The sequence below is a fragment of the Streptomyces sp. NPDC060035 genome (genome assembly GCF_042736635.1).
In the GTDB taxonomy this organism is placed as follows: domain Bacteria; phylum Actinomycetota; class Actinomycetes; order Streptomycetales; family Streptomycetaceae; genus Streptomyces.
In genome coordinates this window covers 282,844-309,353 of sequence record NZ_JBHWVO010000008.1, presented here as the reverse complement: position 1 = coordinate 309,353, position 26,510 = coordinate 282,844, and the positions used below count along the sequence as shown (strand labels likewise).

26 protein-coding genes are annotated in these 26,510 nt (G+C 70.6%); 15 read left to right on the top strand and 11 right to left on the bottom strand.

All coding sequences use genetic code 11. The features are described 5' to 3' along the window. Nucleotides 1-4 precede the first annotated feature (4 nt). Complete coding sequence (locus ACFWBQ_RS16135; RefSeq protein WP_385488515.1) at nt 5-1,672, bottom strand: regulator; 1,668 nt, start codon at nt 1,670-1,672, stop codon at nt 5-7. Nucleotides 1,673-1,947: 275 nt separating this feature from the next. Here ACFWBQ_RS16135 and lipB point away from each other — a divergent pair, with 275 nt between their 5' ends. From lipB to ACFWBQ_RS16115, 4 genes are all read left to right on the top strand, one after another. Further along, complete coding sequence (lipB, locus tag ACFWBQ_RS16130; RefSeq protein WP_385488512.1) at nt 1,948-2,784, top strand: lipoyl(octanoyl) transferase LipB; 837 nt, start codon at nt 1,948-1,950, stop codon at nt 2,782-2,784. Nucleotides 2,785-2,888: 104 nt separating this feature from the next. Next, nucleotides 2,889-3,869, top strand: a complete 981-nt coding sequence (lipA, locus tag ACFWBQ_RS16125; RefSeq protein WP_385488508.1) for a lipoyl synthase — start codon at nt 2,889-2,891, stop codon at nt 3,867-3,869. Between the two features lie 273 nt (nt 3,870-4,142). Further along, nucleotides 4,143-4,343 carry a hypothetical protein gene (locus ACFWBQ_RS16120; RefSeq protein WP_329211826.1) on the top strand — a complete coding sequence of 67 codons (201 nt, stop codon included), beginning with the start codon at nt 4,143-4,145 and terminating at the stop codon, nt 4,341-4,343. Nucleotides 4,344-4,373: 30 nt separating this feature from the next. Next, on the top strand, nt 4,374-5,084 hold the full coding sequence (locus ACFWBQ_RS16115; protein ID WP_385488502.1) for a DUF4191 domain-containing protein: 711 nt from the start codon (nt 4,374-4,376) through the stop codon (nt 5,082-5,084). Between the two features lie 79 nt (nt 5,085-5,163). Here the strand turns inward: ACFWBQ_RS16115 and ACFWBQ_RS16110 are convergent, their stop codons facing one another. Beyond that, nucleotides 5,164-5,631, bottom strand: coding sequence for an RDD family protein (locus tag ACFWBQ_RS16110; protein WP_385488498.1), 468 nt, complete (start codon nt 5,629-5,631; stop codon nt 5,164-5,166). A gap of 223 nt (nt 5,632-5,854) precedes the next feature. Between ACFWBQ_RS16110 and glnA the strand changes: the two genes are divergently transcribed. Next, on the top strand, nt 5,855-7,264 hold the full coding sequence (gene glnA / locus ACFWBQ_RS16105; protein ID WP_385488494.1) for a type I glutamate--ammonia ligase: 1,410 nt from the start codon (nt 5,855-5,857) through the stop codon (nt 7,262-7,264). Nucleotides 7,265-7,883: 619 nt separating this feature from the next. Further along, entirely contained in the window at nt 7,884-8,579 is a 696-nt protein-coding gene (locus ACFWBQ_RS16100; RefSeq protein ID WP_385488491.1) for a class I SAM-dependent methyltransferase, read from the top strand. Between the two features lie 40 nt (nt 8,580-8,619). On the opposite strand, the gene ACFWBQ_RS16095 is transcribed toward ACFWBQ_RS16100, so the two are convergent. The 5 genes from ACFWBQ_RS16095 to ACFWBQ_RS16075 all read right to left on the bottom strand — a co-directional run bounded on the left by ACFWBQ_RS16095 (nt 8,620) and on the right by ACFWBQ_RS16075 (nt 13,463). Then, nucleotides 8,620-10,428, bottom strand: coding sequence for a choline/carnitine O-acyltransferase (locus tag ACFWBQ_RS16095; protein ID WP_385488487.1), 1,809 nt, complete (start codon nt 10,426-10,428; stop codon nt 8,620-8,622). A gap of 40 nt (nt 10,429-10,468) precedes the next feature. Further along, nucleotides 10,469-11,269 carry a class I SAM-dependent methyltransferase gene (locus tag ACFWBQ_RS16090; protein ID WP_385488485.1) on the bottom strand — a complete coding sequence of 267 codons (801 nt, stop codon included), beginning with the start codon at nt 11,267-11,269 and terminating at the stop codon, nt 10,469-10,471. A gap of 59 nt (nt 11,270-11,328) precedes the next feature. Further along, nucleotides 11,329-12,192 (bottom strand): arpA protein, encoded by an 864-nt coding sequence (locus ACFWBQ_RS16085; protein WP_385488482.1) that lies wholly within the window; start codon nt 12,190-12,192, stop codon nt 11,329-11,331. Between the two features lie 106 nt (nt 12,193-12,298). Then, on the bottom strand, nt 12,299-13,105 hold the full coding sequence (locus tag ACFWBQ_RS16080) for a hypothetical protein (RefSeq protein ID WP_385488478.1): 807 nt from the start codon (nt 13,103-13,105) through the stop codon (nt 12,299-12,301). Between the two features lie 88 nt (nt 13,106-13,193). Continuing rightward, complete coding sequence (locus ACFWBQ_RS16075; RefSeq protein ID WP_385488475.1) at nt 13,194-13,463, bottom strand: hypothetical protein; 270 nt, start codon at nt 13,461-13,463, stop codon at nt 13,194-13,196. A gap of 119 nt (nt 13,464-13,582) precedes the next feature. Between ACFWBQ_RS16075 and ACFWBQ_RS16070 the strand changes: the two genes are divergently transcribed. Together ACFWBQ_RS16070 and ACFWBQ_RS16065 are read left to right on the top strand one after the other, a co-directional pair. Next, complete coding sequence (locus tag ACFWBQ_RS16070; protein WP_385488473.1) at nt 13,583-13,942, top strand: arsenate reductase family protein; 360 nt, start codon at nt 13,583-13,585, stop codon at nt 13,940-13,942. 27 nt (nt 13,943-13,969) lie between these two features. Next, nucleotides 13,970-14,914 carry a hypothetical protein gene (locus ACFWBQ_RS16065; RefSeq protein WP_385488470.1) on the top strand — a complete coding sequence of 315 codons (945 nt, stop codon included), beginning with the start codon at nt 13,970-13,972 and terminating at the stop codon, nt 14,912-14,914. Nucleotides 14,915-14,919: 5 nt separating this feature from the next. Here ACFWBQ_RS16065 and ACFWBQ_RS16060 read toward each other — a convergent pair whose 3' ends face one another. After that, nucleotides 14,920-15,417, bottom strand: coding sequence for a carboxymuconolactone decarboxylase family protein (locus ACFWBQ_RS16060; protein WP_385488468.1), 498 nt, complete (start codon nt 15,415-15,417; stop codon nt 14,920-14,922). Between the two features lie 47 nt (nt 15,418-15,464). On the opposite strand from ACFWBQ_RS16060, the gene ACFWBQ_RS16055 reads away from it, so the two are divergent. Both ACFWBQ_RS16055 and ACFWBQ_RS16050 read left to right on the top strand, forming a co-directional pair. Then, nucleotides 15,465-16,874 (top strand): PLP-dependent aminotransferase family protein, encoded by a 1,410-nt coding sequence (locus tag ACFWBQ_RS16055; protein WP_385488465.1) that lies wholly within the window; start codon nt 15,465-15,467, stop codon nt 16,872-16,874. Nucleotides 16,875-16,984: 110 nt separating this feature from the next. Further along, entirely contained in the window at nt 16,985-17,659 is a 675-nt protein-coding gene (locus tag ACFWBQ_RS16050) for a hypothetical protein (protein WP_385488463.1), read from the top strand. Nucleotides 17,660-17,677: 18 nt separating this feature from the next. Here ACFWBQ_RS16050 and ACFWBQ_RS16045 read toward each other — a convergent pair whose 3' ends face one another. Continuing rightward, nucleotides 17,678-18,634: a Gfo/Idh/MocA family protein gene (locus ACFWBQ_RS16045; protein WP_385488461.1), complete on the bottom strand. Its 957-nt coding sequence runs from the start codon at nt 18,632-18,634 to the stop codon at nt 17,678-17,680. A 214-nt stretch (nt 18,635-18,848) separates the two neighbouring features. On the opposite strand from ACFWBQ_RS16045, the gene glnII reads away from it, so the two are divergent. Both glnII and ACFWBQ_RS16035 read left to right on the top strand, forming a co-directional pair. Continuing rightward, nucleotides 18,849-19,868: a glutamine synthetase gene (glnII, locus tag ACFWBQ_RS16040; protein ID WP_385488459.1), complete on the top strand. Its 1,020-nt coding sequence runs from the start codon at nt 18,849-18,851 to the stop codon at nt 19,866-19,868. A 393-nt stretch (nt 19,869-20,261) separates the two neighbouring features. Further along, a complete protein-coding gene (locus ACFWBQ_RS16035) occupies nt 20,262-20,891 on the top strand; it encodes a winged helix-turn-helix domain-containing protein (protein ID WP_385488457.1) in 630 nt (209 codons plus the stop codon). A gap of 57 nt (nt 20,892-20,948) precedes the next feature. Here ACFWBQ_RS16035 and ACFWBQ_RS16030 read toward each other — a convergent pair whose 3' ends face one another. After that, nucleotides 20,949-23,078, bottom strand: a complete 2,130-nt coding sequence (locus ACFWBQ_RS16030; protein WP_385488455.1) for an MMPL family transporter — start codon at nt 23,076-23,078, stop codon at nt 20,949-20,951. A 231-nt stretch (nt 23,079-23,309) separates the two neighbouring features. Here ACFWBQ_RS16030 and ACFWBQ_RS16025 point away from each other — a divergent pair, with 231 nt between their 5' ends. Further along, nucleotides 23,310-24,578 (top strand): sensor histidine kinase, encoded by a 1,269-nt coding sequence (locus ACFWBQ_RS16025; RefSeq protein ID WP_385488453.1) that lies wholly within the window; start codon nt 23,310-23,312, stop codon nt 24,576-24,578. Further along, nucleotides 24,563-25,210, top strand: a complete 648-nt coding sequence (locus tag ACFWBQ_RS16020) for a LuxR C-terminal-related transcriptional regulator (RefSeq protein ID WP_385488450.1) — start codon at nt 24,563-24,565, stop codon at nt 25,208-25,210. The genes ACFWBQ_RS16025 and ACFWBQ_RS16020 overlap by 16 nt, the downstream gene beginning before the upstream one ends. A gap of 114 nt (nt 25,211-25,324) precedes the next feature. On the opposite strand, the gene ACFWBQ_RS16015 is transcribed toward ACFWBQ_RS16020, so the two are convergent. Next, nucleotides 25,325-25,807 carry a MarR family winged helix-turn-helix transcriptional regulator gene (locus tag ACFWBQ_RS16015; RefSeq protein ID WP_385488448.1) on the bottom strand — a complete coding sequence of 161 codons (483 nt, stop codon included), beginning with the start codon at nt 25,805-25,807 and terminating at the stop codon, nt 25,325-25,327. A gap of 69 nt (nt 25,808-25,876) precedes the next feature. On the opposite strand from ACFWBQ_RS16015, the gene ACFWBQ_RS16010 reads away from it, so the two are divergent. Then, entirely contained in the window at nt 25,877-26,431 is a 555-nt protein-coding gene (locus tag ACFWBQ_RS16010) for a carboxymuconolactone decarboxylase family protein (RefSeq protein WP_385488445.1), read from the top strand. The last annotated feature ends 79 nt before the right edge of the window (nt 26,432-26,510 follow it).

Below are 26,510 nucleotides of genomic sequence, written 5' to 3'. Positions count from 1 at the left end.
CGCATCAGCCGAGCGCGGCGACCCGGTCGCGGTAGCCGCGCACGGCCACCGCGTCCCGGTACGGCTCCAGCCGGCGCTCGAAGTCCCGCACGTACTCCGTGGCGCGCACCGACCGCATCTCCGACGCCTGCTGGGCCGCCTCGGCGCCCAGCAGGCAGGCCTGGTCCAGCTCGCCGAGCCCGAGCCGTGCGGAAGCGAGCACCACGCGGCAGAACAGCCTGCTGCGGGCGTACGCCGGAGCGCGCAGCTGGAGCGACCGCTCGGCATGCTGCACGGCGACCCGGTACTGCTGCAGATCGCGATGGCAGTGACCGAACTCGTCGGCGAGCTGCGCCTCGTCGTAGTGGCGGGCCCAGTGCGGCACGTCGTCCCCGGGACGCTCGGCCTGCAGGGACCGTTCCGCCCGTACGAGTGCGGCGATGCACGCCCGGGTCTCGCCGAGCATCCCGTGCCCGCGCGCCTCGACCGCGTGCAGCATCGCCATGACCACGGGCGGCGCCGAGGACCCGATCCCCTGCTGGGCGACCCGCGCCAGCTGGACCGCTTCCCTGCCGTGTCCGAGATACACCGCCTGCCGGCTCATCGTGATCAGGACGAACGAGCCGTACGCCCGGTCCCCGGCCGCCTGCGCGAGCCGCAGCGCCTGGACGAAGTAGCGCTGGGCGAGGCCGTGCGCCGCGATGTCGTACGAGGTCCAGCCCGCCAGCCGGGTCAGATCGGCGGCCGCCGAGAACAGACGCCTGCCGACGGCCTCGCCGTAGCTCCCCCGGAGCATGGGCTCCGCCTCGTGCTCCAGGTATCTGACGAGGGCCTGCCGGGCGTGCCCGCCGCCGTAGGCGTTGTCCAGGGTGCGGAAGAGCTCACCGACCGACCGCAGGGCGGCGACGTCGCCGCTGCCGACCCGCTGGCCGGGGCCGCGGTCGGTCTGCCGCTGACGGGGCACGCCGAGGGGCGGCTGCGCCGGGGCGGGCGGCCGGGCGGAGCCGGGACCTCGGCTGCCGGGCCGGCCGCCGTGTGCAGTCGCGCCGGGCGTACCCCCGGGTCCATGGAGCGTGTGGGCACCGCCGGCCGCGTGGAAGCCGTTCGGCGTGCGGATCGCGCTCGTGTCGGCGGGTGTGCGCGGGACGGGCAGGCCCGCCGTGCCGTGCACCTGGGCCCCGTTCGTACCGTTCACGCTGCTCGCCCCGCGAGGAGCTGCTGCCGCCGTCGGCGGTTCTCCGCGTCCGACCCATTCGTCGGCCCGCCCGATCAGCCAGTCCCGGCTGGGGACGACGAGTCCGGCCGGGGTGAACGCGATCTTGCGCAGCTCCGCGTGGCTGCCGGAGTCCTTCCGCCACAGCCCGCTGACGATGTCGACGGCCTCGGCGGGCGTGGCCGCGAACTCCAGACCGGCATAGACGGGTGCGCACGCGTCCAGGCCCAGATCCTGTGCGGAGAGCCGGCGCCCCAGCCTCCGGGTGAAGACCTCCGCGATCAGCGCGGGGGTGGTTCCCCTGGGCTGCTGACCTCGCAGCCAGCGGGTCACCGAGGTTTTGTCGTACCTCAGATCGAGGCCGTGTTCGAGGCCCAGCTGATCCACCCGGCGGGCCAGACCCGCATGGGAGAATCCGGCTTCCGCGATGAGCGCAGCGAGCCGCCTGTTGGGGGTGCGCTGCGGAGGTCGTTCCGACATCAGCTGTACGGTCTCCTGCCTTCGGGGCCGGGCGGGCAGCCCTTATGGAACGGCGCGAACTTAGCCGTCCCGGCCGCGACCCCAACGACCTTCGCCCCACATTCATCCGATCGTGTGAGAATTGCGGACATCGCTGACGGGAGGGCCGGGCACGACCTGCCGGACGCCTGTCGCCCGAGCGGTCGTACAGTGGCTCGGGGCGCACATCAGTGCACGGTGCCGTGGTCCCGGGACACCCCCGGCCTCCCGACACCGCGAGTAGGGAGGCACCCGAAGTGAGTGAGCTGCGGTTCGTCCGTCTGGGATTCGGCGAGGAAGCGGTCGATTACCAGGAGGCCTGGCAGAAGCAGCGGGAGGTGCACGCGGCCCGGTTCGAGGACTCCGTACCCGACACCTGCCTGCTCCTCGAACACCCGCCCGTCTACACGGCGGGGCGGCGCACCACCGACAGTGAGCGCCCCCTGGACGGCACCCCTGTCATCGATGTGGACCGCGGCGGAAAGATCACCTGGCACGGCCCGGGCCAGCTCGTCGGCTATCCCATCCAGAAGCTGCCGCGGCCGGTCGACGTCGTCGCCCACGTGCGACGGCTCGAGGACGCCCTGATCCGTACGGCCGCCGACTTCGGCGTGGAGACCTCCCGGGTCGAGGGCCGCAGTGGTGTCTGGGTCCTCGGCGACCCGGTCGAGGAGCGCCCCGCGCTCGGCGGACTGTCCCTGGACTTCGACCCCCGCCTGCACGACGAGGAGTTCGACGCCCGGCTGAACGGCCCCGAGTACGCGCCGTCCAACGCCGGCCAGCGCCGCGAGGACCGCAAACTGGCCGCGATCGGCATCCGGGTCGCCAAGGGTGTGACGATGCACGGCTTCGCGCTGAACGTGAACCCGGACAACACGTGGTTCGACAGGATCGTGCCGTGCGGTATCCGGGACGCCGGCGTCACCTCGCTCTCGTACGAGCTGGGCCGGGAGGTCACGATCGCCCAGGTCCTGCCGGTCGCCGAGAAGCACCTCAGGGACATCCTGGAGGGCGCGGAGCTCGCGCCCCGCGTCGTCGGGACCGCCGCCACCGGGAACGCGGTCGCCTCCGCACAGCCGGCAGGCCGGGAATAGGCCCTGTCGGCCACAGGTTGGGCAGACGTAAGGCCGTTCTAACCACGGGCGTACCCTGGTGTTCGCCGAAGAATCCAATGCAGCGAAAGCAAAGGGGTGCCGGAGTGTCCGGTGTCGCACCCGACGGGCGCAAGATGCTGCGCCTGGAGGTCCGAAACAGCCAGACCCCCATCGAGCGCAAGCCGGAGTGGATCAAAACCCGGGCGAAGATGGGCCCCGAGTACACGAAGATGCAGAAGCTCGTGAAGAGCGAGGGTCTGCACACCGTGTGCCAGGAAGCCGGCTGTCCGAACATCTACGAATGCTGGGAAGACCGCGAGGCGACCTTCCTCATCGGCGGCGACCAGTGCACCCGGCGCTGCGACTTCTGCCAGATCGACACGGGCAAGCCCGAGGCCCTCGATCGCGACGAGCCCCGCCGTGTGGGCGAGTCCGTGGTCACGATGGACCTGAACTACGCCACCATCACCGGCGTCGCCCGCGACGACCTGGAGGACGGCGGCGCCTGGCTGTACGCGGAGACCGTGCGCCAGATCCATGCCCTGACCGCGGAGCGGGCGACCGGCGCCACCAAGGTGGAACTGCTGATCCCCGACTTCAACGCGGATCCCGAGCAGCTCGCCGAGGTCTTCTCCTCGCGCCCCGAGGTGCTCGCGCACAACGTCGAGACGGTGCCGCGGATCTTCAAGCGGATCCGCCCCGGTTTCCGTTACGAGCGCTCCCTGGAAGTCATCACACGGGCCCGTGAGGCCGGTCTGGTGACGAAGTCGAACCTGATCCTCGGCATGGGCGAGACCCGTGAGGAAGTCAGCGAGGCGCTCCAGGACCTGTACGACGCGGGTTGCGAGCTCATCACGATTACGCAGTATCTGCGGCCCACCCCGCGGCACCACCCGGTCGAGCGCTGGGTGAAGCCGCACGAGTTCGTGGAGCTGAAGGACGAGGCCGACGCGATCGGCTACTCCGGGGTGATGTCGGGGCCGCTGGTGCGCTCCTCGTACCGCGCCGGCCGTCTCTTCCAGCAGGCGATGGAGCGGCGTGGCGCGGCCGTCGCGGACGCGACCGCGGCCACCCAGGCCGTGTGAATCCGCGCACAAGAAGCTACTGAGCGGTAATGGCTGATTCGACGCGGTCCGTACGCTCCCCGCAGGTCGGGGGCCCGTATGGGCCGCGTCGGCGTGCGCGACGCCGAAATCAGAGTTTCATTGGTGTTTGACCGACCGGTCATGCACTGGTAACACCAAGCAGTGACCCTAGGTACACATACAGCGGCAGCTCCCGCGGCCGCCGCCGTCACCGCTTCCCGCTACCCAGTGCGCGCCGGGTGCGCGCATCCGCTCCGAGGGGGAACATCCACGATGCACGCCGCGCCGGTACGAGCCAACGCGATCCCGTCCGTCACCACCGCACTCCGCGCCGTCGAGTCGCTGCTGATGAGCAGCGGCCAGCGCACCGCCCGCCGGAACGCCTGGACGGCGGTCCTCGAGGACCGCCGCAGGGCCAAGGACCGGGTCGAGGCACAGCATGTACTGGAGGCTGTGGCCGACCGCCGTTCCTAGGCCGGTCCGGGGCCACGTAAACTTCAGTACATGGCGAGGAAGGCAAACACCACTGAAGGCGCGGACAGCGCCGAGAACGCAGGGCGGCTCAAGCAGATCGCCCTGACCTACAAGATGACCAGGCGGACGGACCCCAAGATCGGTCTTGTCGTCGCGGGTGTGGGAATCGTCACCTTCGGTGTCCTCCTCGCGATCGGTTTCTTGATCGACCACCCGGTCTACGCGGGCATCCTGGGCTTCGTACTGGCCCTCCTCGCAATGGCGATCATCTTCGGACGGCGTGCCGAGCGCGCGGCCTTCGGGCAGATGGAAGGACAGCCGGGCGCTGCGGCGGCCGTGCTGGACCGTGTCGGCCGCGGCTGGACCACGACTCCGGCGGTCGCGATGAACCGCAGCCAGGACGTCGTCCACCGGGCCGTCGGCAAGGCGGGCATCGTGCTGGTCGCCGAGGGCAACCCGAACCGGGTGAAGGGCCTGCTGGCGGCGGAGAAGAAGAAGATGGCCCGGATCGTGGTGGACGTGCCGGTGCACGACATCATCGTCGGTGACGGCGAGGGCCAGGTGCCGCTCAAGAAGGTGCGCACCAAGATGCTGAAGCTTCCGCGGGTCCTGACGGGCGCGCAGGTGACTGCGGCCAATGACCGGCTGCGGGCGATGGGCGACCTGATGAGCAACATGCCGCTGCCGAAGGGCCCGATGCCGAAGGGCATGCGGATGCCGCGCGGCGGAAAGATGCGCTGACGTACTTCGTACGGAACGAGGGCGGCCCCGGACGACATTCGTCCGGGGCCGCCCTCGTTGCTCCGTACTCGGATGCGCGTCAGATGCGTACCTGGACGGCACGGGCCAGCCGGTCGTGAAGACCCCGGCTGTCGCGGTCCCAGACCACGGCGGGGATGACCAGGAGCAGCAGTACGGTCCGGACGATCACCCGCCCGGTGCCGAGCCGCCGGCCGTCCTCGGCGACGACCCGGAGGCCCAGGATGCGCTTTCCCGGCGTGGAACCAATGGTTCCGACCGTCAGCAGACTCAGTACGAGGAAGACGCCCAGCGCCCAGTTCCCGGCTGCCTGTTGGTCACCGCGAGCGAGCAGCCCGTATGCGATCACCATGCACACGGTCCAGTCGATGAAGAGTGCCCCGAAGCGCCGGCCGAGCGGGGCCACCGACCCCGGACCTTCCTGGGGCAGACCGAGGCGCTCGCCCCGGTAACCGAAGTCGGCGCCCATCTCCTCGGCTGCCGCGCGTGGCCCCGAGAGCCACGATCCGATTGCTTGCCTGTTGTCCACCCGTCCACGGTACTGCGCCCGTGTTTGCACCCTGCCGGGCGGGGCACTGATAAACGTCGCTGAGGTGCCACTGACGCCCGGCCTGGTTAACTTGGGCGAAACAAATGGGTCATGCTTGAGAAATCCTGTCTGCCTATGGTCGGGTCCAGCGTGTGCCACCGCACTGGCCGCACGAAAGAGCTGCAACCCCGCCCTTCTCCGGGTCGGGAGTAGGAGGAGTTGGATGTTCCAGAACGCCGACGACGTGAAGAAGTACATCGCCGACGAAGACGTCAAGTTCATCGACGTCCGATTCTGCGACCTGCCCGGTGTGATGCAGCACTTCACCATCCCGGCGGCGGTCTTCGACCCGACCGAGGAGCTCGCGTTCGACGGCTCGTCGATCCGCGGTTTCCAGGCCATCCACGAGTCCGACATGGCGCTCCGCGCGGACATCTCGACCGCCCGCGTCGACCCGTTCCGCCGCGACAAGACCGTCAACATCAACTTCTTCATCCACGACCCGATCACGGGCGAGCAGTACAGCCGTGACCCGCGGAACGTGGCCAAGAAGGCCGAGGCCTACCTCGCCTCGACCGGTGTCGCCGACACCGCGTACTTCGGCCCCGAGGCCGAGTTCTACGTCTTCGACAACGTCCGCTTCCAGACGTCGGCGAACGAGAGCTTCTACCACATCGACTCCGAGGCCGGCGCCTGGAACACCGGGTCGGAGGAGAACAACCGCGGCTACAAGGTCCGCTACAAGGGCGGCTACTTCCCGACGCCGCCGGTCGACCACTTCGCCGACCTGCGTGCCGAGATCTCCCTGGAGCTGGACAAGAACGGCCTCCAGGTCGAGCGCCAGCACCACGAGGTCGGCACCGCCGGCCAGGCGGAGATCAACTACAAGTTCAACACGCTGCTCGCCGCGGCCGACGACCTGATGCTCTTCAAGTACATCGTGAAGAACGTCGCCTGGCGCAACGGCAAGACCGCGACCTTCATGCCGAAGCCGATCTTCGGCGACAACGGCTCGGGCATGCACGTCCACCAGTCGCTGTGGCAGGGCGGCACGCCGCTCTTCTACGACGAGCAGGGTTACGCCGGCCTGTCGGACATGGCCCGCTACTACATCGGCGGCATCCTCAAGCACGCCCCGTCGCTGCTGGCCTTCACCAACCCGACGGTGAACTCCTACCACCGCCTGGTCCCCGGCTTCGAGGCCCCGGTCAACATGGTGTACTCGCAGCGCAACCGCTCCGCCGCGATGCGCATCCCGATCACGGGTTCCAACCCGAAGGCGAAGCGCGTCGAGTTCCGCGCCCCGGACCCGTCCTCGAACCCGTACCTGGCGTTCTCGGCCCTGCTGATGGCCGGCCTGGACGGCGTCAAGAACAAGATCGAGCCCCCGGAGCCGATCGACAAGGACCTCTACGAGCTGGCCCCCGAGGAGCACGCGGGCGTCCAGCAGGTCCCGACCTCGCTCCCGGCGGTCCTCGACGCCCTCGAGGCGGACCACGACTACCTCCAGGCCGGCGGCGTCTTCACGCCCGACCTGATCGAGACGTGGATCGACTACAAGCGCACCCACGAGATCGCCCCGATCCAGCTGCGCCCGCACCCGCACGAGTTCGAGCTGTACTTCGACATCTAGGAACGCCACAGGTCGGAGCGGGTTTCCGCTCACCTGGGCAGTCTGTGGGCCGTCGGCCGTGTTCTTCCCTTCCCGGAAGACACGGCCGACGGCCTTTTCTGCGGCTCGACGGGACCGTGACCGGTGCCATTGCCTCGACCGGCGCGAGGAGCACACTCAGTACGCAGTCCCTGTACGGCGACGTCACGTACCGGCCGCCCTTCCCCTGCTCCGGCAGGCGGACGAGTGGGTTTGGCGCGGCGGACCCGCATCGGCGGGGTGCGGACGCGATCCGCAGCCGCAGCCGCAGCCGCAGCGTCTGCGACGGCCCGCTGGAGGACGGCCTGCTCCTGCAGGTCCGGACATCGCTCGGTGTGGCGACCGGTGTCCTGCCGCTGCTCGTCAACGCGTGCCCGGTGGAGTGCCCCGGTGCGCCCCCGACCCCTGCGGAGGGCTACGTCTCCACGCCGCATCCCGGCGGGCCTGATGTCGGCCGGCCTTCCGTGCGCTACCGCCGGTGCTGCCCCAGGGCGTGGTCGAAGCCCGCCGGCCCGTTGTGCCCCCGGCGAAACCGACACCGGAGCGCCCGTGACGGGGCAGGTACGTGAGGCAACGGCCCCACCGAGGAATGGACCAACACATGACGCGGACAGCGGCGTACGACCGGATAGCGGACTGGTACGAGCGGGAATTCCTCGGCGGCCCGGAGGCGGGAGCCGCCGACGGCAACCCTCGTAGCCTCGGTCGTCTCCTGGGAGAACTCATCGGCCCGGGAGCAGGTGCCGCCTGTCTGGAGATCGGCTGCGGCACCGGCGTCCACGCGGCACGGCTTCGCGAGCTCGGCTGGGCTCCCCTCGGCATCGACCTGTCCGCCGGGATGCTGCGTCATGCGCGCGATCGCCTGCCGGTCGCACAGGCCGATGCCGCGCGGCTGCCGGTCCGCGACGGATCCGTGGGTGCCGTCATCGCGGTGATGGTGCACACCGACATGCCCGACTACCCGGCCGTGCTCCACGAAGCGGCCCGCGTCCTGCGGCCCGGCGGGGTGTTCGTGCACATCGGTGTCCATCCCTGTTTCCGCGGCGGCTTCGCCGACCGGACGGATGCCGATGCCGTGGTGATCCGCCCCGGCTGTCTGGATGACGGCTGGACCACGGCCTCGTGGACGGACCAGGGGCTGCGCGACAAGGTGGGAGCGGGGCATCTGCCCCTGCCCGGACTCCTCCACGGCTTCCTCGATGCCGGGCTGGCGCTCGAGCGGTTCGCCGAGCACGGTGCCCCCGCACCGATCGTCATGGCGGTGAAAGCACGCAAGGCCGGGCGGGCGGCGAGCTGAGCCGTACCGGCCGCTCACCGCCCGCCCGCCGGGTGCGCTGTCAGCCAGCCAGCAGTTCGCGCAGTTCCGCGACCGCCTCGCCCAGACGGTCCGCGAAGGCGTGCATCTGGGCGGCCACCGGCAGCGGGGTGCTCAGGTAGAGGTTGAAGCGGTCGGGCAGCAGGACATAGGCGATGCCGATGCACTTGCTGCTCGTGGAGCCGAAGCCGAAGTACTGGATGTTCTCCGACGGCGCCGAGCTGGTGCTCAGGTAGTCGTCCCGCATGGTGAGCCAGCCCGGTGAGCGGTACAGGGCGGGCTGCTCGGTGACCCCGAGTTCCTCGCCGCGGCGGCGCTGGATGAGCTCCAGCTCCCACAGGTGCTGCTCGGGGGCATCCCCGGCCTGGCATTGCTTCGCACGGGCCACATGGGCGCCCGCGGCTGCGCGGAACGCGGCGCGGCGGGTTTCGCGGTCCGCCGCCGGGTCGTCCATCGCGGCGACGAAGGCCGGCATCTCGGGGGTGACGACGCGCATCGCCTCGGTCCGCCCGTGCCGGAACTGGCGGGTCGCGATCGACTCGTACGTGGCGCCGAGGTGCCCCTTGGCGCGCTGGTGGGCCAGTTGGTAGGCCACCTGGACGAACGCGTCCGGGGACACTCCGAGTGCCTTGGCCGCCGTGCTGCCGAAGTCGTCGAAGGAGACCGTGCTGGTGGCGGTGGCGGCACCGTACGCGGCGAACGCTTCGGCAGCCGTACGCACCTGGGCCCGCAGGGTGCCGTCGAGCTCGAAGGCGAGGGGCTGCGGGACCGGTTGGCCCTGCGAGCGGGCGCCGGACCGGCGGGCGTGCTCCTCGGGCGTGGTGCTGAGCAGCGCGTCGGTGAAGCTGAGGATGGTCGTCCCGTCGAGCTCGCAGTGCTCCACGTTGATGCCGGCCCGGCCGTTGGTGTAGACGACGAAGGAGACGGCCTTGTCGAACCAGCGGTTGCCCCGGTCTCCGTACAGCAGTTCGTCGCAGGTGGCCTTGGTGTCCTCGGGCGCGAAGCCCTCCAGACAGACGCAGAACAGCGCGGTCTCGATGTCGTCCAGCGTTTCGGCGTTGCGGGGGTGGGCGAGGAGGGCGTCCCGGGCAGCCGCCCACTCCGCGCGCGCCATGGTGGTGAGGTGGCCCGCCCGGTCCGCCTCGTCCGTGTGCACGTCGGCCTTGGTCACGGCGCGCAGCCCGGCTTCGATCTCGTCGAGGCTGTGCGGGGCGCCGTCCTCACCGAGCACGTCCAGCCGGAACATGCTGCCCCGGAAGAACACCACGATGTGCCGGGCCGTGGAGGGGCCGGGTGCGCTGTCGCCGTACGGGGCGCGCACGGTGTCCAGGGGGACACCGGGGATACGGGTCGTGGAGAAGAGGTACTTGTTCTGCACCATCGACTGGGGCACTCCGCGCTGCTCCACCGGTGCGATGAGGCCCTCGTCGAGCTGCCGCTTGTAGTTGAGCGCCCCGGCGACGAGCCCGGCCGCCCGCTCGAGCTGCCCCTGGCCGGTGTCCTGGAACAGGAAGAAGAAGTTGGCGTTGAGCGCGATCCGGTCCCGGCGGCCGAGGTAGCGGTACGGCCAGAAGGTGTCGAGCCAGCTGTGCACGCCCTCGGTGCCGTCGTACTCCTCCAGCGCCGCGTGCAGGATCCGGCCGGGTCCGCCGGGCCGCAGGAAGGCGGCGACCTCGGCCTCGGTCGCCGCCCGCTCCTCGGCGGTCAGGAGCGGTGCGCTCCAGGCGAGGAACCTCTCGCAGCTCGCCTCGAGCGTGGGCAGCGGCACGCGCGGCAGGTCACCCTCCCGGGCGAAGGTGGCGCTGACCGCAACTTCCTGGCTGACGTTCAATTCGGCTCTGCTTTCGGTTGGTGGGAAGGGTGGCGGGGTTTCAGTTCGGGCGGGAGAGGTAGAGCTGTGCGTACATCCAGCCTTCCTCCTCCAGGCCCCGCGCATCCACTCCCGCCGCCGCCATGCTGTCCAGCACGCGTGTCTGTTCCTGCGGGTCGGCGAACTTGCGCTGTTTGAAGACGCCGTCGACCCGGACGGTGCGGTATCCGAGTCCGGCCAGGGCGTCCTCGACCGGGTCGAAGGGGAACATCCGCAGGACGAAGTGCGCCATCCAGGGACGCCGTTCGCCCTGCGCCCGCACGACGCGGACAAGGGTCCGCTCGGTGACGTAGCCGATGCAGCCCGTCGAGATCACGATGTCCGTCCCGGCGAGCCGGGCGTGCTGCTCCGGTGTGGGGTCGTTCGTCTCCAGGTCGGCGTGGACCGCTTCGTCGAGGAAACCGGCCTCGCGCGCGTAGTCCAGTGCGCTGGTGGAGGCGTCCAGACCGGTGAAGCGGAGGCCGTGCGCGGGTCTGCGGGAGCGGGAGAGATCGCGGTCGCGCTCCAGGAGTTCCTCGCGGGATATCCGGGCAGCGTCGCCGTAGCGCGCGTACAGCTCGTCCATCGTCGCGTCGTACTTCAGCAGGGCGGCGTTGATCCCGTAGGAGCAGCCGATGTCCAGGACGGTCGGGACCGCCACCTCCTCGGACTCCCGGTACTCCTTGATCAGCTTCTCGAAGTAGGGCTTGGCCTGTTGCGGAACGCAGTAGCCGAGGGGGCGGAGCACCTGGAAGTACGTGCGCGGGTCCGGCGCGGTGTAGATGTGGTCGAGCGAGACTTTTCCGTTCGCGTCGAAACGCAAGGGGCTTACTCCTCCGTGGATCGCGGGGCGGGGCAGGAAGGGGCTGCGCGGGCCGCCCGCTAGTCCAGCAGCTTGTCGCCCCGTACGGCCCGGCCTTCGGCGGCCTGGTGTGCGGGCAGGACGCGGCCGAAGAGCTGCCGGGTACGGGCCACGCTCCCGATGACGCCGGGGCGCTCGCTGTAGGCGAAGATCGCGGAGTGGCGTGCCACCTCGCCCTCCACCGGGCTGACGCGGTGCAGTGAGTAGCGGCCCATGAAGAGCTGCAGGTCTCCCGGTTGCAGGGGGAGGCGCTCGCCCCGGGCGCTGCCGTCCAGTACGTCACGGACGGCGTCGAAGCGCTCGTCCTCGGCGGACCTGATGTTCGGGCAGTACTCGAAGTCACCGCCCGCCTGCGCCTGCTGGGTCAGCATGCTCACCGTGTACTCGTTGGTGTCGAAGTGCCATGGGTGCTCCATACCCGGCCGTACGACGTTGAGAACGAGGCCGGAGAGCGGGTCGGCGAGCTCATGCAACTGCGGCAGACCGAAGCAGTCGGCGACGAAGCGCTGGAACACCTCGTGCGCGTAGAGCCGGCTGATGAGGGCGCCCTCGGGGATGCGGTCGCGCGCGACGAACGCGTTGCCCCGCTGGAAGGTGCGCCGGCCGGGGTGGTCCTCGGGCAGGTCCGAGTCCACGGCGATGTTGTAGACGTTGACGGTCTCGACGTCGAAGTACGCCTGGGGTGCGATGGCTGCGCACTCCTGGCGCAGGACCTCGTGGAGCGACGGGCGGATGAAGTCCGGCAGTACGGTGCAGCCGACCGTGGCCAGCTCGTGCCGGGCCCGCGCGATCACCGCCTGTCCTTCGGTGCTTTCGGGGTCCGACAGGGGGTAGCGGTCCGTGTCGACCACCTGGTCGAGCGTGATGGCTTGCAGAGTGCTCAATTCGACCCTCTCCACGCGCGCGTCGATAACTCAACTGAGGAGTAGCAGGGTTGAAGTTCCCACAGCACAGCCACGTTGTCTGTGACACGTCACACCTTGTCGCTCCTCAGCCGAGATCGATGACCGGGCGGGCGTTGAAGTCCTCGAACATGTCCTCGCCCTCGGGGCCGTTGAGGAACTCCGCCATGGACGGGTTGTGGTGGGAAGTGGCCAGCGGCAGCCACTCCATGAAGGTGCCGTAACCGCCGCAGACCGCTTCCCCGCCGTCTCCGCCGTACACGGAACCCGGGTCGGAGGTCATCTCGGCCGTGTCGTAGACATCGAAGGCGATGCGCAGACCGAAGGCGTTGGGCCGGTGCTGCGGGCCGGGCCCGCTGCCGTACGGAGGCGTGTCCGACGGGCAGTCGTCCCCCCAGCGGAACAGCGTCCGCGCCCCCGCACCGCAGGCGTGCTCCCACTCGTCGGGAGCCGGCAGCCTCAGACCGCGCTCGGCGAGCAGGGCCGGGACCAGCTCGGGGAGTTCGGGGAGCTTGCCGGGCTCCACCGCCATCAGCACGGTCGCCAGTGTGACCGTGCGCAGCGGAGTCATCACGCGCGCCAGGTGGGTTCGCGGGTCCTCGTCGAAGCCGAAGCCGCCGGCGAGGCTCTCCTCCCGGTAGGAGACGAGCTGCTCGGGCAGCGGCTGCCAGGCGTCCGGATCGAAGCCGACGGTCACCCGGCCTCCGGGTATCAACGCGTATTCATCGCCCGCCCGTTCGACGACGGCACGGTGCAGGACACCTCCGAGATGCGGGGCGCTGTCCAGCCTGACGAGCCGGCCGTCCACCCGGCGGGCTGCTTCCTCGGCATACCGCGCTGCCGCGTCCCGGTCCAGGTCGCACCAGCGGTCGAAGGTCAGGTCGGCGAGTGACATGGCGTGCAGTCTGGCACTGTCTCCCACGGCACGGCACAGGCACGGGACACGCCTGTGCCCCCGGTCTTCCGGGGGCACAGTGCCGGTGTCAGCGGCCGTAGCGGATCAGGGCGCGGACCATGCGGCAGGTGGTGTCGGACGGCGGGTGGATGGCGAGACGGTCGGCTGTCGCACGGATCCTGTCGTTGTCGGCGCTCGACGGGTGGTAGACGCCCGTGTCGAGCAGGGCGATCGCCAGGCGCATGGCCTTGAGGCGGCGGTTGTGGGAGACGTACCACTCGCGGGGCCTGCCCGCGGGGAGCGGCTTCTTCCGCAGCGGCTTGTGGAGCGGCTCGGTCGTGACTGTGGCAACGGCCATCGGCAACCTCCTGGCACGGTGGTGGAACCCTCACGAACTCCCTCTATTTTACTGCCCGCCACTGACAATCGCCCCTGGCCAGAGGCCTTTTCGAGGATCCCTCCCGTATCCTTGGCCCCATGGAGATCTGGATCAACCCCGCCTGTTCCAAGTGCCGCAGCGCAGTCGATCTGCTCGACGCCGAGGGTGCCGAGTACACCGTCCGCCGCTACCTGGAGGACGTGCCGTCCCCCGACGAGATCCGGGCGGTGCTCGACCGGCTCGGGCTGGAGCCGTGGGACATCACCCGGACCCAGGAGCCGGCCGCGAAGGAGCTCGGGCTCAAGGAGTGGCCGAAGGACGCCGGTTCGCGCGAGCGGTGGATCTCGGCGCTGGCCGAGCACCCCAAGCTGATCCAGCGGCCGATCATCACCGCGCAGGACGGGACTGCTGTGGTGGCGCGGTCGGAGGAGGCCGTACGGGACGCGCTGGGGCGGTGAGTCGGCGCACCCCCGGCCCTTCCGGGCTTGAGTATCTGTACCGGCTTCGTCATCAGCGGCACCGTGGACGGCGCCGACGCCACCTCCACCCCGGACGAGGTCACCGGACTCCTGGGGGAGGGGTACGCGGAGAGCGGTGACCAGGGACAGTTGCTGCGCTCGTACGGCCTCGCCGAGTTCGCCTGGCAACGGGATTCGCCCGAGGCACCGTGGGAGGGGCTCCATGCCATGGTGCAGGCCCACCGACTCGACGTTCCCCTGCTGATCGCAGACTTGGCGGCGGCTCTGGACCGGCTGGAGTTCCCGCTCGTCGAGGTGGCCCCCGACGGGCTGGGGTGCCGGCGCTATGTACGCGTGGACAGCGGGGTCGGGTTGCTGGTCGACGAGGAGGACGGGACGGTCCTCAAGCTCTCGGCGCCGACATCGTTCGGGCCGGGCCCCCGGAGCGAGCGTGCGCGCTGGTCCCAGGAGACCCTCCGGGACCAGGTGGTGCATCTGGCGGGGCTCGGCCAGGACGCGCGGGAGCGGTGGGCCGTGCGGCGGAGTCCGGAGCCCGCGGCGGAGCGAGCGCACTGGTGGTGGTTCCTGTGGGTGGCCTGCCGCCGGAGAATCCCCGGGGGCACGGATCAGGAGCGGGCCCGCTGGGCCGGGCTCGGGCTCTGGCTGCTCCGGGAGTGCGAGGCGGCCGGGGCTGTCGACCGTACGGAGGCCCTCCTCCAGACGGCCCGGTACGCGCTGCTGCCGCCGGACGAGACGGTGCGTGTCTGTCTTGACGCCATCCCGGTGTCCCGGGCCGACGTGGTGACCCGGGACACCACGGCGTACTCGCGCGAGAACATCACGGTGATGAACCTTTCCCGGCAGGCCAAGCGCCTCTCGCTCGCCACCCGTGAGCACCTCCCCCGCGTCCGCGACCCGGAACTGCGGGCCGACGCGGAGGCCTGGCTGGAGCTCCGTACCCGGCTGATGTAGCCGGATCAGCGTTCGTCCGTGCCCGCGCGCTTGGCCGTCGCGAGGGCGATGCGGTTCCAGGTGTTGATCGTGAGGATCAGGGCCAGCAGCTGGGCCAGCTCCTGCTCCTCGAAGTGCGTCGCGGCGCGCTCGTACACCGCGTCGGGCACTCCGGCGTCCCCGACGCGGGTGACCGCGTCCGTGAGCGCGAGGGCCGCCTGCTCCTTCGCCGTGAAGAAGTGCGCTGCCTCCTGCCATACGGCGACCATGTGCAGCCGCTCCTCGCTCTCGCCCGCCCTGCGGGCGTCACAGGTGTGCATGTGGAGGCAGTACGCGCACTGGTTGAGGTGCGAGGAGCGGATCTGGACCAGCTCCACCAGGGTCGGGTCCAGGCCCTCGCGGGCCGCCGCGTCGAGGCCGATCACGGCGCGGAAGACCTTGGGTGCGACCTTGGCGAAATTGAGCCGGACGGTGGAGGCGGCAGGGGAGGCGTCGGTGCCGGGCTTGATCTCTGTCGTCGTCATGGGTACGAATCTACGAGGTTCGGTGACTGGTTACGGGGTGCATTCGGATGACGGATTCGTGGGTCAATTCTGCGGAGATCCTGGGCAGCGATCTGCCACTGGAGCTCTCGGGCACCGGCAACCGGCGGGCCGTTCTGATGCGGGCGCTGCGCGAGGCGATCCGGAGCGGGCGCCTCACCCCGGGGACCAGGCTGCCGCCGTACCGTTCGCTCGCCGTCGATCTCGGGCTGGCCCGCAACACCGTGGCCGACGCCTACGCCGAGCTCATCGCCGAGGGCTGGCTGGCCGCTCGCCAGGGCTCGGGGACCAGGGTCGCCGAACGGGCCTCGCCCCTCACCCGGACGTACCGGCAGCGCACCCCGGAACGGGCCGTCCGGCCGGTACACGATCTCGTCCAGGGGAGACCGGACCCCTCCGTCTTCCCGCGCACCGCCTGGCTGGCCTCCGCCCGGCGGGCACTGGCCCGGGCCCCCCACGACGCCTTCGGGCCCGGTGATCCGCACGGGCGGCCCGAGCTGCGCGAGGCCCTGGCTGCGTATCTCGCCCGGGTACGCGGCGTGCGGACCTCGCCCGAGCGGATCGTGATCTGTTCGGGCGCCGCCCACGGGCTGCGGCTGCTGGCGGACGTGGTGGGCGGGCCGTGGGCGGTCGAGGCCTACGGACTGCCGTTCCATCGTGAGCTGCTGGGCGGTCAAGGGGTGCGGACCCGGCCGGTCGCCGTCGACGAACACGGTGCACGGATAGGGGATCTGGGGAGGGGGGAGCGGGCCGTGCTGCTCACTCCGGCCCACCAGTTCCCCACCGGCGGCCCGCTGCATCCGGAGCGCCGTGCCGCCGCGGTCGACTGGGCGCGGGCGACCGGCGGTCTGGTCGTGGAGGACGACTACGACGGGGAGTTCCGCTACGACCGGCAGCCGGTGGGAGCGGTGCAGGGACTCGATCCCGAACATGTGGTGCTGCTGGGGTCCGTGAGCAAGAGCCTCTCCCCCACGCTGCGGATCGGCTGGATGGTGCTGCCCGAACGGCTGGTGGACGGTGTCCTCGCGGCCAAGGGTGCGCGGGAGCAGTGGTCGAGCGCCACGGAGCAGCTGACCCTCGCGGACTTCGTCGAATCGGGGGCGTACGACCGTCAGGTGCGCCGGATGCGGCAGCGCCACCGGCGGCGCCGCGACCAACTGGTGGCGGCGCTGGAACAACGGGCCCCGCACGTCAGGGCGTCCGGGATCGCCGCGGGACTGCATGCCGTGCTGGAACTGCCGCGCGGAACGGAGCGTTCGGTGGTGAGGGCCGCGGCCTGGCAGGGGCTGGCGGTGGACGGGCTCTCCTCGTATCTGCACCCGGCCGCCGTCGGCTCAGGGGCACGGAGGGACGGACTGGTCGTGGGCTATGCGACGCCGGCCGAGCACGCGTACGAGGAGGCGCTCGATGCGCTGTGCCGGGCCCTGCCCCCGGAGTGACAGGGGCGGCCGTTGAAACGAATCGGCCGGTTACCCGTACGTAGGGACACACACGCACCGAACCGGCCGGAGCGCATCCCGCGCCCCCGGGCCGGGGACAGGAGCCCTACGTGTCACGCAAGAAGACCATCGGCCGGAAGAAGAAGCTCGCCCTGCTCGCCGGGGCCGTCGCGCTCGCCGGAGGAACGGCGGCCGTGCTGGCCGGGACCAGTCAGGCGTCGCAGTCGCCCTCGGCGGACGGGGCCTCGTCGGTTGTCTGTACGGGGCTGGCCACGGCCCTGGGCAACAACGAGCAGTTCATCGCCGGGCAGCGGGCGAATCCGGATGCCCTGTCGGAGGCGCGGATCGAGAACCGGGAGGCGGTCGTCGCGCAGATCCGGCGCCAACAGGCCGCCTCGGGATGCGGGGGCGAGGCCGCTCCCCCCGCCGTTCCACCGGCGGCTCCCCCTGCCGCGTCGCAGCCCGGGGAACAGGCCGAGGAACCGGCCGGGGAACCGGCGGACACCGCGCCGCCCGGCGGAGGGGACCAGGCTGCCGGGGAGGTCGTCTGCGCCGGGTCCACCGTGACGCTCTCCGGCGAGGGCGGCGCCCCTGCCGCGTCCAGCAGCCAGTTCCCCGTCGGCACCGAGCTCAAGGTGACCAACCTCGACAACAACAAGGCGACCACCGTGGAGGTCACCTCGGTCTCGGGGAGCTGCGCCCTGCTCAACAACGCCGCGTTCGAGCAGGTCCGCGAGCCGGGCAAGTTCCTGATACGCAACGCCCGCATCGAGCGCGTGGGCTGAGCGGACAGGGGCCGGGGTTCAGGAGCGGGCGGGCAGCGGCCCCAGTCCCGCCTCGGCCTGCGCGAGCAGCTCCGTGAGCCGCAGCCCGAACCGTACGTCGCAGGGGTGCGCCACTCCGGTACGCGCCGCCTCGGTCAGCGCGTCCACGGCCGCCCGGAACGCACCGAGCGCATCGTCGCCCCCTTGGGGCAGGGCGGCCGTTCCCTGCTCACCCCTGAATTCGACTTCCGTCCCCACCGCGCCCACCGGTGCGTCCAGTGCGAGCGTCACCGTGCTGGACGCACCGGAGGTGTGCCGGAGCAGCAGGTGTGTGGCGTCGGCGGGTCCGCGTGCCGCCACGACCTCCGTCACGTCCCCCAGCACCGGGATCAGGACCGAGAGCGCGTGCGGACCGACGTCCCACAGACCTCCCTTGTCGCGGCGCCAGGGAGATGCGGCGAACTCGTTGCTCGTCCCCGGGGCGTACAGCGCACCGATCCACTGGGCCCGGGCCGTGAACCAGCCGCCCGCCGCGGCCTGTTCGGCCACCCACCGGGACGTCCCGGCGGCGAACCGGAGCGTGCAGAAGACCACCGATGCGACCTGGGCCCGCTCCGCGGCCTCGGCGACCTCGCGTGCCGCCGCCACCGTCGTGGCGACCGGCTTGTCCATCAGCAGGTGGCATCCGGCCGCAGCGGCGCGCGCGGCCAGGGGCGCCTGGATGTCGGGCGGCACGGCGAAGGCCACCGCGTCGCTCGCGGCCAGGAGCGCGTCGATGCCCGCGTCGCCCGTGTACGCCGCGGTGCCGTGGGCGGCGGCGAGCGCGTCCGCCGCTTCGGGCCGGCGGCCCCAGACTCCGCTCAGCGCGACGCCGGGGTGTCCGGCGAGGGCGGGGGCATGGGTCATGCGTGCCCATGGGCCCGCGCCGACGAGGCCGATCCGCATCGGGGTGCCCGGGGCGGGGCGGGGCGGTGTGGACGCAGATGGTGTGGTCATGCCGCCAGTGTGCCCGGCCTGCCCTCCGGCGCGGACCGGCGCGGACCGTATCCAGTGCGCCGTACGGTGAGACGCCTCAGGGCCCTGGGTACCTGCTGCAGAGCATTCACAGGAAACCTCGGTAACACGTGGTTCACATTCGGGCAACGGACGGGAAATCGCACCTTGCCAAGCTGCGCACCATAGACCGCAGCACCCGCAAAGGATGGCGTCCGTGACGTTCAAGGCTGAGTACATCTGGATCGACGGCACCGAGCCGACCGCCAAGCTTCGTTCCAAGACGAAGATCATGACCGATGGCGCGGAGCTGCCCATCTGGGGCTTCGACGGTTCGAGCACCAACCAGGCCGAGGGGCACGCCTCCGACCGGGTCCTGAAGCCGGTCTTCTCGTGTCCGGACCCGATCCGCGGCGGTGACGACGTCCTCGTCCTGTGCGAGGTCTTCAACATCGACATGACACCGCACGAGTCCAACACCCGCGCCGAGCTGCGCCCGGTCGCCGAGCAGTTCGCGGGCCAGGAGCCGATCTTCGGCATCGAGCAGGAGTACACCTTCTTCGACGGTCACCGTCCGCTCGGCTTCCCCGAGGGCGGTTTCCCGGCGGCGCAGGGCGGCTACTACTGCGGTGTCGGCTCGGACGAGATCTTCGGCCGCGACATCGTCGAGCAGCACCTCGACAACTGCCTGAAGGCGGGCCTCGCCATCTCCGGCATCAACGCCGAGGTCATGCCGGGCCAGTGGGAGTTCCAGGTCGGTCCGGTCTCCCCGCTGGAGGTCTCCGACCACCTGTGGATCGCCCGCTGGCTGCTGTACCGCACCGCCGAGGACTTCAACGTCTCCGCCACCCTCGACCCGAAGCCGGTCAAGGGCGACTGGAACGGCGCGGGCGCGCACACCAACTTCTCCACGAAGGCGATGCGCGAGGGCTACGAGGCGATCATCACCGCCGCCGAGTCGCTCGGTGAGGGCTCGAAGCCGATGGACCACGTCAAGAACTACGGCGCGGGCATCGACGACCGTCTGACCGGTCTGCACGAGACCGCCCCGTGGAACGAGTACAGCTACGGCGTCTCCAACCGCGGCGCCTCGGTCCGTATCCCGTGGCAGGTCGAGCAGGACCAGAAGGGCTACATCGAGGACCGTCGTCCGAACGCCAACGTCGACCCGTACGTCGTCACGCGGCTGATCGTCGACACCTGCTGCAGCGCGCTGGAGAAGGCCGACCAGGTCTGATCGCACGCTCACCGAGCAACGGGGTGCCCGCCGGGAACGTACCGGCGGGCACCCCGTTTTCGGTGGTTCCGGGGTCAACCCTCCCCCGGTCACGGCCGGGACGGGAGGGGCGGGTGAGGAAGGTAACGCGAAGCGTCCGTATCGACGGGTGAGAGGACTCTGCTGCGCCGCCGTATTCTCTGCTTCAATGGGGGCATGGCCAGCTTCCAGTACACCTCGTCGGGTCGCAGCGACCTCGAGCCGTTCTGGCCCTCTCGTCAGCATCATGACTTCGACCGGGTGTGTTGCCGCGCGTGGAACGCGCAGGCCCTCTAAAGCCGCTCACCCCGGTCTTCGGCCCGCGCGCACGACGTACGTCCCTCGACGACTCCTCGCGCGAAAGAGCTGACCCTCATGGCGAACACTCGTACCCTCTCCACCGCATCGGCTGCCACCGCAGCCTCCGCGGTGTCCGCTGCGGCCACCACCACCGCCCGCAACACCCTCTCCCCCAACCGCCACCGGCTGCGTGCCGTCGACCGTGACGAGGTCGTGGAGTTCGCCGATGTGGCCGGCTTCCTGCCGCCGGGTGCCACCTGGCTGCCCGCCCCGCAGCACACGCTTCCGGCGCTGCCCGGCCGGCCGCCGATGATCGGCTACCTGGTACTCGTCCCCGCCGACCAGCAGCCGGCGCTCGCCGGGGCCGTCGCCTCCTCCCAGCACCGGCAGTTCGTGCCGGAGCAGGTCTCCGAGGCTCCGGCCGGCGGTCCCGTCCAGATCGACTCCACCCGGCGCACCGCGGCCGTGGACGGTGTCACCCTCGATCTCACGTACCTCGAATTCGAGCTGCTGGCGCATCTGGTGGCGCATCCGCACCGGGTGCACACCCGCGATCAGCTCGTCACGACGGTCTGGGGTTACGGGCACGTGGGCGACGGGCGCACCGTCGATGTCCATGTCGCCCGGCTGCGCCGCAAGCTGGGTGCCGAGCACCGCCGTTCGATCCAGACCGTCCGGCGCGTGGGCTACAAGTACGCCCCCTGAACCGAAGACGGGGAGGCCCCGGGTTCCGGGGCCTCCCTGTCCTCCGGGTGGGGCGGGTCAGCTGTGTGATCCCGCCGGTACCGGGCCGGCGGCGGGCTCGGCGGGCTCGCTGTGCTCCAGGCCCGGCAGCCGGGAGAGTCCGCGCGGAACCCGCCAGTTCCGCTCGCCCAGCAGCAGCATGACCGAGGGCAGCAGGACCATCCGTACGATCGTGGCGTCCAGCAGCACCGCGACGGCGAGGCCGACGCCCATCTGCTGCATGTCCTGCATGGACAGGGTTCCGAAGACGGCGAAGACAGCCACCATGATCGCCGCGGCGCCCGTCACCGCTCCCGCGGTGCGCCGGATGCCCATGTCGATCGCGGAGCGGGTGTCCAGCCCGCTGTCACGGGCCTCACGGATCCGCGAGACGACGAACACGTGGTAGTCCATCGAGAGGCCGAACAGAACCACGAGGACGAACAGCGGCATCCAGGACTCGATCGCGCCGACGCCTTCCGAGCCGATCAGCTCGGCGCCCCAGCCGTGCTGGAAGACGGCGGTCATCACCCCGTAGGCGGCGGCGACGGACAGCAGGTTGAGCAGGATGGACGTCACCGCGATGACGTAGCTGCGGAAGCAGAAGAGCATCAGCAGGAAGGTGACGGCGGTGATGAAGGCGAAGACCGGGACGATGCCGCGCTTCAGCTGGTCGTTGAAGTCGGCGGACGAGGCCACCTCGCCGGTCACATAGGCCTCGGCGCCCGTCCCGTCGAAGGCGTCCGGCACCCGCTGGTCGCGCAGTTCGGCCAGGTCGTCCTCGCCGCCGGGCAGCGGAACCTCGATCTCCGCGACGTTCTGTGCGGTGGAGACGGTCACCCGGTCGAAGGACGCGAGTGCCGTACGGACCTCCGGTGCGCCGATGTCGTCCGCCCTGACGACGACGAGGGCGGGGGCGGGGCCGCCGGGGAAGCTGTCGGAGATGCGCTCGTAGTCGATCGCCAGCTGCGAGTCCGAGCCGAACTGCTTCTCCAGGCCCAGCTGTTCGGTCTTCATGCCGAGCGCAGGCGCGGCCAGGGCGAGGAGCACGAGGACCGACGCCACGGCGAAGACCTTGGGGGCGGCCAGGACCGGCCCCAGCACCCTGCCCGCGACACCGCCGCTCGCCTTCATGCCCCGCTTGCCGCGCCGGTTCAGGAGCGGTACGCGCCCTGCGTCGATCCGGTCGCCGAGCCAGGACAGCAGCGCGGGCAGGACGGTCACGGAGCCCAGCATCGCGATGAACACGACGATGATCGTGGCGAGCGCGAAGCCCTTGAACAGCAGCAGGCCGGACAGGAACATGCCTGCCATCGCGACCATCACGGTGAGCCCGGAGACGAGGACGGCCCGGCCGCTGGTGGCGGCCGCGATACGCAGCGCGGTCTCGGCATCGCGTCCCGCGGCCCGCTCGTCGCGTTCGCGCCGCAGGTAGAAGAGGCAGTAGTCGACGCCGACGGCGAAGCCCATCAGGAACATCACGGAGTACGTGGTCTGGAAGAGGTGCAGCCGGTGGCTGGCGAGCGACAGCAGCCCGAACGCGGCCATGCAGGCGGTCAGTGCGAGACCGACCGGCAGCAGCGCTGCCACCACGGCACCGAAGGCGACCAGCAGGATGCCCAACGCCAGTGGCACGGCAGTGAGTTCGGCCCTGCGGAAGTCCTCGGTGAGCAGGTCGCCGAGCCACTTCCCCGCACTGGCCTCGCCGAACTGGTGGATCTCGACATCACTGTGGCGCTCACGGACACCGGACACCGCGTCCAGTACCGGCTGCACCCGGTCGGCGGAGGTCGCCGCGTCGCCCTTCATCTCGAAGGTGATCAGCGCGTCCTTCCCGTCCTTCGAGGGGACGGGGGCCGCGAGGTTCTGGATCTCGCCGGTCCCGTCCAGGGCCGCGGTGATCTCACCGGCCGCTGTGCGCCAGTCACCGGCACGGGCCGCGGACACCATGACCAGCTCACCGGCAGGGTGGCCGAGGCCCGCGTCGTCGAGGATCTGCTCGGCGCGGGCGGAGTCGCCGGCACCGTTCTCCGACTCGGACATCTCGACCATGCCGGATGCCCCGCCGATGCCGGCGGCGAGCACGACGAAGAGCAACCAGCCGAAAATGGCTGTCTTACGGTGGTGTGCGCTCCACACACCGATGCTTGCCGCGAGGTTGCGCCTCATGCGGTTTCGCCCCCAGAAGTAACGTCGGACAGGATGCATCCGAATCTAGGAACGCAAGGCCCGCCGCCCCAGCCGCCGAAGCCCCCTCTCCCGGAGTCGTAGCACCAGGTCGTGAGGGTGGTGCTGGGTACACCCCGCCCGGGTGGTGAAACGGCTGCCGGTCCCCATGGGATGCGGGCGAGACTGTTCTGCGAACGGGGTCCGACCGGGACCCGGCGAGGGGAGAGCACGATGAATGCGACGCGGAGCCGGATCAGGGCCTCGATGCTGGCAGCCTGGCGGTCGTTCGTCCTGTCGTTCGCCTCCACGGCAGGGTCGATCACCCTCTTCGTGCTGTCGGTGCTCTCCATCGCCTTCATCCTGCTGGGCGTGGGTCTGATCACCACGCCGTATGTGCTGCAGCTGGTGCGCAAGCACGCCAACCAGCGCCGGCTGCTGGCGGTCACCTGGTCCGACGTCCGCATCCCGGTCCCCTACCGGCGGTTCCCGCGGGACCTGCGCACCGGCTTCACCGGACAGGTGGAGCGCACCGTGCTGATGCTGAAGGACCCGGCGACCTGGCGGGACCTGCAGTGGCTGCTGGTCGACATGACGGCCGGCTACGTGCTGCTGGCCCTGTCCTTCGCGCTGATGGTCTACCCGGTGGAGGGGCTCGTCCTGGCGGCGGGCCTGTGGCGGGTGTTCGAGGACAGCACGTACTGGTACGGATTCGTGCCGGTCAGCAGCCAGGCGACGGGACTGGCCGCCGCGGCGCTCGGCATCGCGCTCTTCCATGTCGGCCTGTGGGCGAGCCGGCCCCTGCTGCGCCTGCACTTCGTACTCGCCCGGTCGGTGCTGGCGCCCACGCACGAGCAGGAGCTGGCGCAGCGGATCGACCGGCTCACCGAGACCCGGCACGAGGCCGTGGACACGGCGGCGTCCGAACTGCGGCGCATCGAGCGGGACCTGCATGACGGGGCACAGGCACGGCTGGTCGCCATGGGCATGAATCTGGGCACCGTCGAGGCGCTCATCGAGAAGGACCCGGCGCAGGCGAAGAAGCTGCTGGCCATGGCCCGCGCGTCCTCCGCGGAGGCTCTCACGGAGCTGCGGGATCTCGTACGGGGCATCCACCCACCGGTCCTCGCCGAGCGGGGCCTCGGGGACGCGGTGAAGGCCCTGGCGCTGCGGCTGCCCGTCGAGTCCGAGGTGACCGTGGAGCTCACGGGACGGGCCGAGGCACCCGTCGAGTCGGCCGCGTACTTCGCGGTCAGCGAGGCCCTGACCAACGTGGTGAAGCACTCGGGCGCTGAACGCATCTGGGTGGACCTGCACCATGCGGAGGGCATGCTGCGGATCTCCGTCACGGACAGCGGTAAGGGCGGTGCGGCGATCGGAACCGGCTCGGGACTGAGCGGAATCGAACGCCGACTGGGTACATTCGACGGCGTACTGGCCGTCAGCAGCCCTGCGGGCGGCCCCACCATGGTGACCATGGAGATCCCTTGCGCGTTGTCCTAGCCGAAGATCTCTTCCTGCTCCGCGACGGCCTGGTGCGCATGCTCGAGGCCTACGATTTCGAGATCGCGGCAGCCGTGGAGACCGGGCCCGAGCTGACCAGGGCCCTGGCCGAGTTGAAGCCGGACGTCGCTGTCGTCGACGTCCGGCTTCCGCCGTCGCACACGGACGAGGGCCTGCAGTGCGCGCTGGCCGCCCGGCGCAGCCGGCCCGGCCTGCCGGTGCTGGTGCTGTCACAGCATGTGGAGCAGCTGTACGCGCGGGAGCTGCTGGCCGACGGCAACGGCGGCATCGGCTACCTCCTGAAGGACCGGGTCTTCGACGCGGACCAGTTCATCGACGCGGTACGCCGGGTGGCGGCGGGCGGTACGGCAATGGACCCGCAGGTGATCTCGCAGCTGCTGTCGCGACGGGCCCAGGACAAGCCGATCGGCGGGCTCACTCCCCGGGAGCGCGAGGTCATGGAGCTGATGGCGCAGGGCCGTTCGAACGCGGCGATCGCGGCTCAGATGGTGATCACGGAGCGGGCGGTGGCCAAGCACACCTCGAACATCTTCGGAAGGCTCGGCCTGCCGCCCTCGGACGACGACAACCGCCGGGTGCTTGCCGTGCTCGCCTATCTGGACCGGGGCTGACCCGCCTCGCGGGCCGAGCCGCGAACCGATCCGCCTCCACCGGCAAACGGCCCGCCCGCGAACCGATCGGATGTCGACCGCTCAGCCCGCGAACCGATCCGCCGTTTCGGCGGCTCAGCCCGTGAACCATCCCTCCGCGTCCAGCCGGAACGCGTTCGCGGGGGCCATCGTGCGCAGGTCGGCCTCCAGCGCCCGAACCCGCTCGGCGCCCAGTGCCCGGACCCACTCGGCGCGGAGCCGGTCGAAGCCCTCGGCCGACCTGGTCAGCAGGTCGATGCCGCGCGCGGTGAGCCTGACCAGTTTGCGCCGGCCGTCCGCGGGATCGTCGACGCGTTCCACGTAGCCGAAGCCCTCCAGCTTCTCGACGGTTTTGCCCGCGGCCTGTTTGGAGACTCCCAGTCGCCGGCCGATCTCGCTGGCGCTCGCCCCCTCGCGTCCGACGGCCTGGAGTGCGAAGCCGTAGGCGGGACGTACGTCGGGGTGACCCTGCGCAGCCAGCTCGCGGTGCAACGCGTCGATGATCGAACGGAATCCGGCGAACAGCAGCATCGGCAGCTCGAATCCGGCCCCCTGCCTCCCCACCTCCGGCTCAGCCATTGCGCACTTCGACAACCTGGTTTACCTTTTCGTCAATCACGTTGTCGAGTTTACCGCGAGAGGCCCGCCATGCCCGTATCCGCGTTCCCCGACCACACCCTTCACTCCGCACCGCCCGCCGCCCGGCGCACCATGGAGGCCGTGGCGAAGAAACAGGGCGGTCACCTCCCGTCCGCCGTTGCCCGGCTCGCCACCTCACCGGAGCTGCTCAACGGCTTCCTCCAGGCCAGTGCCACCTTCGAGGCGAGCACCCTGGACCCGCTGTCGCGCGAGGTCGTCGTCATGACGATGGCCACCCGCAACGCGTGCCACATCTGTGTGGCCATGCACACGGAGAGGCTGACATCGCTCGGCGCCGCCCCCGAGCTCATCGCGGCGCTGCGCACCGCCGAGCCGCAGGCCCTGCCGGACGAACGACTGGAGGGCGTACGCCGGTTCACCCTCGCCGTCCTCGCGACGGCGGGCGCGGTCGACGAGGACGCGCTGCAGGACTTCCTGTCGCTGGGCCACACCCTTCGCAACGCCCTGGAGGTGGTCCTCGGCATCGGCACCTACACGATGTCGACGCTGGCCAACCGGATGACGGGAGCTCCGGTGGATGACCGATTGGCCGCCTTCGCCTGAGACTTGAGCATTGACCGTTCCGGGCGTTCGGGCCGTTTTGGTCATGGAGATTCCCACGAATTCCACAGGGTTCTGAACG

Bases quoted from the DNA above. Each gene is read 5' to 3' on its own strand.
- ACFWBQ_RS16135 (WP_385488515.1), bottom strand. From the start codon at position 1,672: ATGTCGGAACGACCTCCGCAGCGCACCCCCAACAGGCGGCTCGCTGCG.
- ACFWBQ_RS16120 (WP_329211826.1), top strand. From the start codon at position 4,143: ATGCACGCCGCGCCGGTACGAGCCAACGCGATCCCGTCCGTCACCACC.
- ACFWBQ_RS16115 (WP_385488502.1), top strand. From the start codon at position 4,374: ATGGCGAGGAAGGCAAACACCACTGAAGGCGCGGACAGCGCCGAGAAC.
- glnA (WP_385488494.1), top strand. From the start codon at position 5,855: ATGTTCCAGAACGCCGACGACGTGAAGAAGTACATCGCCGACGAAGAC.
- ACFWBQ_RS16100 (WP_385488491.1), top strand. From the start codon at position 7,884: ATGACGCGGACAGCGGCGTACGACCGGATAGCGGACTGGTACGAGCGG.
- ACFWBQ_RS16080 (WP_385488478.1), bottom strand. From the start codon at position 13,105: ATGTCACTCGCCGACCTGACCTTCGACCGCTGGTGCGACCTGGACCGG.
- ACFWBQ_RS16075 (WP_385488475.1), bottom strand. From the start codon at position 13,463: ATGGCCGTTGCCACAGTCACGACCGAGCCGCTCCACAAGCCGCTGCGG.
- ACFWBQ_RS16070 (WP_385488473.1), top strand. From the start codon at position 13,583: ATGGAGATCTGGATCAACCCCGCCTGTTCCAAGTGCCGCAGCGCAGTC.
- ACFWBQ_RS16060 (WP_385488468.1), bottom strand. From the start codon at position 15,417: ATGACGACGACAGAGATCAAGCCCGGCACCGACGCCTCCCCTGCCGCC.
- ACFWBQ_RS16055 (WP_385488465.1), top strand. From the start codon at position 15,465: ATGACGGATTCGTGGGTCAATTCTGCGGAGATCCTGGGCAGCGATCTG.
- ACFWBQ_RS16045 (WP_385488461.1), bottom strand. From the start codon at position 18,634: ATGACCACACCATCTGCGTCCACACCGCCCCGCCCCGCCCCGGGCACC.
- ACFWBQ_RS16035 (WP_385488457.1), top strand. From the start codon at position 20,262: ATGGCGAACACTCGTACCCTCTCCACCGCATCGGCTGCCACCGCAGCC.
- ACFWBQ_RS16030 (WP_385488455.1), bottom strand. From the start codon at position 23,078: ATGAGGCGCAACCTCGCGGCAAGCATCGGTGTGTGGAGCGCACACCAC.
- ACFWBQ_RS16025 (WP_385488453.1), top strand. From the start codon at position 23,310: ATGAATGCGACGCGGAGCCGGATCAGGGCCTCGATGCTGGCAGCCTGG.
- ACFWBQ_RS16015 (WP_385488448.1), bottom strand. From the start codon at position 25,807: ATGGCTGAGCCGGAGGTGGGGAGGCAGGGGGCCGGATTCGAGCTGCCG.
- ACFWBQ_RS16010 (WP_385488445.1), top strand. From the start codon at position 25,877: ATGCCCGTATCCGCGTTCCCCGACCACACCCTTCACTCCGCACCGCCC.